The sequence below is a fragment of the Sphingobium indicum BiD32 genome (assembly GCF_000382885.1).
Lineage (GTDB): Bacteria > Pseudomonadota > Alphaproteobacteria > Sphingomonadales > Sphingomonadaceae > Sphingobium > Sphingobium japonicum_C.
Map to the genome: position 1 here is coordinate 1 of NZ_CAVK010000145.1, position 8,112 is coordinate 8,112.

Here is an 8,112-nt window from a genome sequence, read left to right on the forward strand (position 1 = left end):
CCCTTGCAGGGGAGGATTTTAATGCGTGGTCCCTGGCATGTCGCTGTCCTGATGGGCGGCTGGTCGGCGGAGCGGCCTGTTTCCCTCATGAGCGGGGAGGGCGTTGCCAAGGCGCTGGAATCGCGTGGGCATCGGGTCACGCGGATCGATATGGACCGCGATGTCGCGGCGCGGCTGGCCGAAGCGAAGGCCGATGTCGTGTTCAATGCGCTCCACGGCGTGCCGGGCGAGGATGGCACGGTGCAGGGTATGATGGACCTGATGGGGCTGACCTACACCCATAGCGGCCTTGCCACATCGGTCATCGCGATCGACAAGCAGCTGACCAAGCAGGCGCTGGTGCCGCATGGCATCCCCATGCCCGGCGGGCATATCGTGCAAAGCGAGACACTGTTTGCGGGCGACCCGCTGCCGCGTCCCTATGTGCTGAAGCCAGTCAATGAAGGTAGCTCGGTCGGCGTAGCGATCGTCACGGCGGAGGGCAATTATGGCAATCCGATCGCCCGCGACAGCGTGGGGCCGTGGCAGGATTTCCCCGAATTGCTGGCCGAACCCTATATTCGCGGGCGTGAGCTGACCACTGCCGTGTTGGGCGACGAGGCTTTGCTGGTCACCGAATTGCGGCCCAAGAGCGGCTTTTATGATTTCGACGCCAAATATACGGACGGCATGACCGAGCATGTCTGCCCGGCCGAGATTCCCGACGAGATCACGCAGGCGTGCAAGGCGCTGGCGCTGCGGGCGCATCAGTTGCTGGGGTGCAAGGGCGCCTCGCGCTCCGATTTCCGCTGGGACGACAATCAGGGCGTCGAGGGGTTGTTCCTGCTGGAGGTCAATACCCAGCCGGGCATGACCCCCTTGAGCCTGGTTCCCGAGCAGGCGGCGAAGCTGGGCATTGACTATGCCACGCTGGTGGAGACTATTGTTGAGGATGCGCTGGCGGGCGCCCCATTGCCAGACAGGGCGGGAGCAGAATATGGCTGAGGCACGGATCAGGCGCGGCGGCACCGCGCGGCTGAGCAGCGCGAAGGGCAGAGCCACCAAAGGCACGCGCGGCCGCACGCTCAAGCGCCAGTCGTCGCTCGACCGGCTGATCGAGGCGCTGCCGATCAGCGAAGCGACGCTGCAACGGCTGGCCAGTTGGGCGATCGTGGGCATTTTCGGCGCGATCCTGATCGGCTTCGCTATCTTTTTCGGCTTGCCCGGCATGGCGCGGCAACAGGCGGCATTGATCGCCGCGCGCGCGGGTTTCGAGGTCGACAAGGTCGAGGTCCGCGGCGTCGAGCGGATGGACGAGTTACCGGTCTATAATATCGCGCTGGGGCAGGTGGATCGCTCGATGCTCTCGCTGGACCTGCCCAAGGTCCGCGCCGATATGCTGAAACTGGGCTGGGTCAAGGATGCGCGCATTTCGCGCCGCCTGCCCGATACGCTGGTGGTCGATATCGTCGAACGTGATCCGGTCGCGGTGTGGCAGCATAGCGGGCAACTGCACCTGATCGACGTGGCGGGCGTGGTGCTGCAACCTGTGTCGGCCAGCGCCATGCCGGATCTGCCGCTGGTAGTTGGTCCCAACGCCAATCGCCAGACGGCGGGCCTTAATCGGCTGATGGAAAATGCCCCGGCGCTGAAGCCGATGCTGGCGGGTGCCACCTGGGTCGGCAATCGCCGCTGGGATCTGCGTTTCCAGTCGGGCGAGACGCTCTCGCTGCCCGAAGGGGACAAGATTTCCGCCGCCGCTCTGGTTAATTTTGCGCGGATGGACGGGGTCAACCGGCTGCTCGGTCGGGGCATCGTGAAGTTCGACATGCGCGATCCCGACCGCTTCGTCCTGCGCCTGCCGCAGGGCAAGGTCGAGGAGAAGCCGGTGGACGCTGCGGCCGATACCGCCAGCGCGGTTGCGCTGGGCGAGGAAGGCTAAAACCCATGGCGCAGCCCAAGGTCGAAAAGCTCATCACCGCGATCGACATCGGATCGTGGAAGGTTTCCGCGCTGATTGCGGGGCGGACCGACACGGGTGAGCTGGCGATTTTGGGTACCGGCCAGCGTGAAAGCCGGGGCGTGCGGCGCGGCTTCATCGCCGACATGGAGCGCACCGAACTGGCGGTGCGCGAAACCATCGAACAGGCCGAGCGGGTTGCGGGCACCAATATCGAGGATGTCTGGGTCAGCTTTTCGGGTGGCAGCCTGGTCAGCGATGTCGTCACGGTCGAGCGCGACATGGGCGGATATCGGATCGAGCAGGCGGATATTGACGACCTGTTGACGACCGGCCAGCAGGGGATCGACCCCGATGGCCGCGTCGTGCTGCACGCGCAGCCGACCTGCTTCACGATCAATGGCAAGGTGCCGGTCAAGAAACCGGCGGGGATGCATGCGGACCTGCTGGGCGTGGATATCCATGTCGTGCTGGCCGACGGCGCGCCGCTCGCCAATCTCGACCTGTGCGTGCGGGGCGCTTATCTGAACGTCAACTCGATCGTCGCTTCGCCGATCGCGACGGGGCTGGCCTGCCTGTCGGAGGAAGAACGCGATCTGGGCGTGGCGCTGGTCGAATTGGGGGCGGGGGTGACCAATGTGTCGCTTTATGCGGGCGGGATGCTGGTGGGGCTGCACTCCATTCCGATCGGCGCGTCCGATATTACCGACGATATCGCGTCGGCCTTTGGCATCCGCCGCAGTCAGGCGGAGCGGATCAAATGTTTCTATGGCTCCGCAATGCAGAACCGCCGCGACTTCCGTGAGATGATCGAGATTGCGACGCCCCATGGCGATGTCGCAGTGCCGGGGCAGAGCGCCGGTCCCAATGCCGAAGGCGGCAAGATCACCCGCGCGGCGCTGGTCGGCGTGATTTGCGAGCGGCTCAATCAGCTAATGTCCGAAGTGAACGCCGCGCTGGCGGGCATGGGCTTCAATTCGCCGACCGGGCGGCAGGTGGTGCTGACCGGTGGCGGCGCGGAAATGAAGGGCATTGCCGATTATGCGCAGGGCGCCCTGGGCCGCGCGGTGCGGATCGGGCGGCCAAGGGGCTTGTCCGCCATGCCCGAAGCGCATAGTGGCCCGGCCTTTGCGACATTGGCTGGATTGGCGCTTTATGGCGCTTCCAACCCGGTTGATCTCCGCACGATGGCGTCCGCGCCGCAGACGGTGCATCGTTTGGGCGCGCCGCAATGGTGGCAACGGATGATGCGGGCGATAAAGACCAACTATTGAACGAAATTACAGTAAGACGAAAATAGCTGGTGAAATACTCCAGTTTCTGGTGTTAACATTTGGTGTTGGTTGTCGCTTCCTGACGAGGAAGCTGAGGGAGCAGAATATATGAGCATTGAGATCAGCCCTCCGCATGTGGATGAACTGAAGCCGCGCATCGCGGTGATCGGTGTCGGCGGCGCGGGCGGCAATGCCATCGCAAACATGATTGCAGCCCATGTCGAGGGCGTGGACTTCATCGTCGCGAATACGGATGCGCAGGCATTGAACGCCTCGCCCGCCGAACGCCGCATCCAGCTTGGCCCGCAAATCACCGAGGGTCTGGGCGCCGGATCGCGCCCTGAAATCGGCAAGGCGGCGGCGGAAGAAACCATCGCCATGGTCGAAGCCGCGCTGGAAGGCGCGCATATGTGCTTCATCGCGGCCGGCATGGGCGGCGGCACCGGCACCGGGGCTGCGCCTGTCATCGCCAAGGCGGCGCGGGAACGTGGCATCCTGACCGTCGGCGTCGTGACCAAGCCCTTCACCTTCGAGGGCAATCGTCGCATGAAATCGGCGGAAAGCGGCATCGACGAACTGCAAAAGCATGTCGATACGCTGATCGTCATTCCCAACCAGAATCTCTTCCTGATCGCCAACCCGAACACGACCTTCAAGGAAGCGTTCCAGATGGCGGACGAAGTGCTGCAACAGGGCGTGCGCGGCATCACCGATCTGATGGTCATGCCCGGCCTCATCAACCTCGACTTTGCCGACGTCCGTTCGGTAATGGGCGAAATGGGCAAGGCGATGATGGGCACCGGCGAAGCCGAAGGCGACGGCCGTGCGCTCCAGGCCGCCGAAAAGGCGATCGCCAACCCGCTGCTCGACGGCGTGTCGATGCGCGGCGCGAAGGGTGTCATCGTTTCGATCGTCGGTGGCGAGGATATGCGCCTGATGGAAGTCGACGAAGCAGCCAACCATATCCGCGAACTGGTGGACCCGGACGCGAACATCATCTGGGGCAGCGCGTTCAACGACAATCTGAACGGCAAGATCCGCGTGTCCGTGGTGGCCACCGGCATCGACAATGATGTCGGCAACCATGCCGCGCCGCTGACCCAGCCGTTCAGCTTTGCCAGCCGCCCTGCCGTGTCGGTGCCGCAGTCGGCAACGCCCAAGGCCGCCGCGCCCGCGCCCGCGCCACAGGCGGCCCCTGCGCCCGTGCCGGAACCCGAAACGCTGGAACTGGACGTGCCTGAAGCGCCCGCGCCCGCTCCTGTGGAAGCCGCAGCGCCCGCACCCTTCGCCCCGCCGCGTCCGGCGGCTGTCTTTTCGGATGAAGATCCGGCCGAGGACGAACTCGTGCTGGGCGCAGAAAGCGCTGCCCCGGCAGCGCCTGCCGAACCCGCGCCGCGTGTCGCATCGGGCGGCACCCTATTCGAGCGGATGGCGGGCCTGACCCGTGGCACGGAAAAGTCGCCATCCGCCGATGATGGTGCGCCGGGTCTGGATATTCCGCGCTTCCTCAATCGCCAGAATAATCAGTAAGCGATCCGCTTACAGGGGCTTGTGCCCCGCCAAAAGCGCGCCGTCGGTCCCACGAGGCAACCGGGCGCGCTTTTTCGTGAAGGTCATTTTCCATTCAGGACGGCATCGGCTAGACTCCTAATCGACCTGCTTTACACGGTAATTGATCCTCCTCTTTAAGGGGAGGTGGATGGCCGCAGGCCAGACGGAGGGATGTCGAACTATCGATGGGGCGACTCCCCTCCGTCATCGCTACGCAACGACAGCTCCCCTTGCAGGGGAGGAGGACCCAGGGTGTGCAGTCTTGATCGGTTTTGACGCTAAGGCACGGATGTGAAACGCTCTCTTCCCTGGATATTTGCCGCGCTGATGCTTCCGGGCGTGGCGCAGGCGCAAGTCGATCAATCACAACTGGTGCGCCCGCCAGATGCGGCCGACCTCAACACTTATCTCGCCCGCCTGTCGGCCAATCCGCGCGACGTGGCGGCGCTGATCGGGGCGGGGGAGGCGGCGCTGGCGCTGGACGATCCGCGCGCGGCGGCCGGTTTCTTCGCCCGCGCAGATGCCATTTCCAGCGGCAATGGCCGGATCAAGGCCGGCGTTGCACGGGTCATGCTCAAGCTGCAAAATCCCGGCGAAGCGCTGCGCCTGTTCGATCAGGCGGCGCGGCTGGGCTATCCCGACGCTACGATCCTGGCCGATCGCGGGCTGGCGCGCGACATGACCGGAGATCAGGCCGGGGCGCAGCGTGATTATCAGGCGGCGCTGCAACGCACGCCTAATGATTTGGAGTTGATTCGTCGCTACGCCGCGTCATTGGGGATAGCGGGCCAGGTCGAGGCTTCCGACAAGGTGATGCAGCCGCTATTCTACAAAAGTGACCGTGCGGCCTGGCGCTCTCGCGCGTTCATTTTGGCGATGAACAACCGGCAGGCTGAAGCGCAGAAAATTGCCGAGCAGACGATGCCGCCCCAACTCGCTGCGGCGATCATGCCCTATATGCGCAAAATGCCCTATCTGACCCCGGCGCAAAAGGCCGCCGCGATCCATTTCGGCCATTTCCCGACCCAGATCGGCACGACTATCGCTGCGATCGTGCCGACTCCACCGGCACCCGGCTACAGCCAGCCGGTTGAAACCAAGGCACCGCCAGTCATAGTGGCGGCCGCACCGACCAGTCCCGCGCAGGATCGCCGCGCGCGCCGTGCCGAAGAGAAGCGTCAGCGCCGCGAAGCGACCCGGCTGGCGCGTGCCGAAACGGTGCGCCCGGCGGCGGCTCGTCCGGCAGTGGCACCTGCCCCCACGCCCACGCCCACACCGACGCCCGCACCCCAGCGGCCTGCGCCGCAACCGGTCCAGCCACTGCCACCGGCGCAGGTGCAGATGGTCCAGCCAGTGCCCGCCGCGCCTTCACCCGCCCAGTCCGCTCCGCCGCAACAAGCCGCTGCCGCTTCCCCGCAGGTGCAGGGGCCGCCCGCGCCCGGCTTTGAATCGGTCGATACGGATCGGACGGCTGCCCCTGCCGCCAGCCAGGCTGCGCCCGCAACCCAGCTTAATGCCATCACGCTGGCCCAGGCATCGGTGCCGACGTCGACGCCGTCCGTGGCTCCACCGTCGCCGGTCGTGCAACCCACTCCCACCTCTGCCGCCCCGCCGCCGCAACCCGATCCGCAGGCGACCCGCACGCTGGCCGACATCATCCGCGCGATCGACGTGCCGGAGGCCGAGCGCCAGTCGGCTGTCGCGGCGGTCGATCTGGCCGAGATCGAGAAAATCCAGGCCGCGCGCCGGGCCGAGCGTCTGGCCGCTGCCGACAAGGTGAAGAAGGCAGCCGCTGCCAAGGCCAAGGCGGAAGCCGACGCCAAGGCGAAAAAGGAGGCCGAGGAAAAGAAGCGCCTGGCCGACAATCCCGCGCGCAACTGGCTCCAGATCGCGACAGGCGCGAACAGGAATGCGCTGGGCTTTACGCTGAAGGCACTGCGCAAGAAATATGATGAACTCGCCCCGCAAAGCGCCTGGGTCGCCAGCTGGGGCCGGACCAATCGGCTGGTCGTCGGTCCTTTCGCCAGCTTCACCCGCGCCAAGACGCTTGAAACGAAGCTGAAGGGTGAGGGAGCGGACGTTTTCGCCTGGCAAAGTGATGCGGGAGAGGTGGTCGAAAGGCTGGGCGGCGAGTAGAGGGACGTCCCATGACGATCCTTGCTTCCTATGCCTGCCATCCCGCCGCCAGCCGTGGCCGCCTGCATCCCGAACCGGGCGGCGAGGTGCGCGGTCCGCGCGACACGTTCCAGCGCGACCGCGATCGCATCATCCACTCGATCGCGTTCCGCCGCCTGCGCCACAAGACACAGGTGTTCGTATCGCCCGATGGCGATCATTTCCGCGTCCGCCTGACCCATAGTCTGGAAGTCGCACAGATCGGTCGCACCACCGCGCGCACGCTGGGACTGAACGAAGATCTGACCGAGGCGCTGTGTCTGGCCCATGACATCGGCCATCCGCCCTTCGGCCATGCCGGGGAGGACGCGCTGGAGGCAGCGATGGAGGCGCATGGCGGCTTTGATCACAACGCCCATACGCTGCGCACGCTGATGCTGCTGGAAAGCCCCTATCCGCGCTTTGCGGGACTGAACCTCAGCTGGGAAATGCTGGAGGGGCTGGCCAAGCATAATGGGCCGATCACCAACCCCGGCTGGGCGATGCGCGAAATGGATGTGGCCTTCCCGCTCGACCTGACCAGCCATGCCTCGCTGGAGGCGCAGCTGGCGGCGATTTCGGACGATATCGCCTATGACAATCATGACATTGACGATGGCCTGCGCGCCGGGCTGCTGACATTGGAGCAGTTGCTGGAGGTGCCGCTGGTGGCGCGCTGCTGGGAGCGGGTGCGGACCCGCTATCCCGATGTCGCGCAGGACCGGCTGCTGCGCGAACTGGTGCGCGAACAGATTGGCGTGATGGCCAATGATCTGATCGCCGCGACCCGCGCCAATATCGCGGCGTCGGGGGTTAAGACGGTGGAGGATGTGCGCGCGCTGGGCCGCACGCTGGTCGCCTTCTCACCGGACCTCGCGGCGGAGGAGCGCGATCTCAAGCGCTTCATGTATGCCAGCCTCTATCATCATCCCGAACAACTGGCCGCCGCCGATCGGGCGCGGGTGATCGTCACCGACCTGTTCGCCGCCTATCAGGCTGACCCCGCGCTGATGCCCGATGAATGGCGCGACGAATGCGTGGTGGGCGAACCCGACCGCAGCCGCCATATCGCCGATTTCATCGCCGGCATGACCGACCGCTACGCCGAAAAACGCCATGCGGAGATTTTTGGCGCAACGGGCATTTGAAATCCTCCCCTGCAAGGGGAGGGGGGCCGTTCGCGAAGCGAATGGT

The 8,112-nt window shown here is 65.3% G+C and carries 6 protein-coding genes; all 6 read left to right on the forward strand.

What is annotated here, in order from left to right; genetic code table 11:
* The first annotated feature begins 21 nt into the window (after nucleotides 1-21).
* Nucleotides 22-984: a D-alanine--D-alanine ligase gene (locus EBBID32_RS14580; protein WP_006959570.1), complete on the forward strand. Its 963-nt coding sequence runs from the start codon at nucleotides 22-24 to the stop codon at nucleotides 982-984.
* Nucleotides 977-1,921: a cell division protein FtsQ/DivIB gene (locus EBBID32_RS14585; RefSeq protein ID WP_006959572.1), complete on the forward strand. Its 945-nt coding sequence runs from the start codon at nucleotides 977-979 to the stop codon at nucleotides 1,919-1,921. Before EBBID32_RS14580 ends, EBBID32_RS14585 begins: the two co-directional genes overlap by 8 nt.
* Nucleotides 1,922-1,926: 5 nt before the next feature.
* Entirely contained in the window at nucleotides 1,927-3,213 is a 1,287-nt protein-coding gene (gene ftsA / locus EBBID32_RS14590; protein WP_006959574.1) for a cell division protein FtsA, read from the forward strand.
* 108 nt (nucleotides 3,214-3,321) lie between these two features.
* Entirely contained in the window at nucleotides 3,322-4,743 is a 1,422-nt protein-coding gene (gene ftsZ / locus EBBID32_RS14595) for a cell division protein FtsZ (protein WP_006959578.1), read from the forward strand.
* A 348-nt stretch (nucleotides 4,744-5,091) separates the two neighbouring features.
* Nucleotides 5,092-6,900 (forward strand): SPOR domain-containing protein, encoded by a 1,809-nt coding sequence (locus EBBID32_RS14600; RefSeq protein WP_081628101.1) that lies wholly within the window; start codon nucleotides 5,092-5,094, stop codon nucleotides 6,898-6,900.
* Nucleotides 6,901-6,911: 11 nt separating this feature from the next.
* Nucleotides 6,912-8,066: a deoxyguanosinetriphosphate triphosphohydrolase gene (locus EBBID32_RS14605; RefSeq protein WP_006959583.1), complete on the forward strand. Its 1,155-nt coding sequence runs from the start codon at nucleotides 6,912-6,914 to the stop codon at nucleotides 8,064-8,066.
* Nucleotides 8,067-8,112: the final 46 nt, after the last annotated feature.